This is a genomic window from Streptomyces pseudoechinosporeus, from assembly GCF_054783935.1.
This window is the reverse complement of record NZ_BAAGPS010000103.1, coordinates 1-812: the sequence shown is the minus strand read 5'-3', so window position 1 is coordinate 812 and position 812 is coordinate 1. Positions and strand designations below refer to the sequence as shown.

Genomic DNA, 812 nt, shown 5'->3' with positions numbered 1-812 from the left:
CGGCCGCGGTGATGGCCTGGCGGTAGGTGTGGTCGACCACGTCGCCGGCGCCGAAGACGCCGGTCAGGCTGGTGCGGGTGGAGGGGGCGTCGACCTGGAGGTAGCCCTCGCCGTCCAGCTCCAGCTGGCCCTTGAACAGCTCGGTGCGCGGGTCGTGGCCGATCGCGATGAACAGGCCGGTCACCGCCAGCCCGGACAGTGCGCCGGTCTTCACGTGGCGCAGCCTGAGCCCGGCCAGCTTCTGCTCGCCCTGGATCTCGGCGACCTCGCTGTCCCACACGAACGTGATCTTCGGGTCGGCGAACGCGCGTTCCTGCATCGCCTTGGAGGCGCGCAGCGTGTCCCGGCGGTGGACGACCGTCACCGAGCGGGCGAACCGGGACAGGAAGGTGGCCTCCTCCAGCGCGGTGTCGCCGCCGCCGATCACCGCGATGTCCTGGTCCTTGAAGAAGAAGCCGTCACAGGTCGCGCACCAGGACACCCCGCGCCCGGACAGCGCGTCCTCGCCCGGCAGGCCCAGCTTGCGGTGCTGCGAGCCGGTGGCGATGATCACGGTCCTGGCCCGGTGCACGGTGCCCGCGGTGTCCGTGACCGTCTTGGTCTCCCCGGACAGGTCGACGGAGACGACGTCGTCCGGGATGAGCTCGGCGCCGAAGCGTTCGGCCTGGGCGCGCATGTGGTCCATGAGCTCGGGGCCCATGATGCCGTCCCTGAAGCCGGGGAAGTTCTCCACCTCGGTGGTGGTCATCAGCGCGCCGCCCGCGGTGACGGCGCCCTCGAACACCAGCGGCTTGAGCGACGCCCGTGCGGTG

Annotated in this window: 1 protein-coding gene; it reads right to left on the bottom strand. The window is 71.4% G+C overall.

The window, feature by feature from the left end:
- Positions 1–812 (bottom strand): NAD(P)/FAD-dependent oxidoreductase (locus ACYVO6_RS49405; protein WP_461073618.1); only part of this gene is annotated, 812 nt, incomplete at both ends.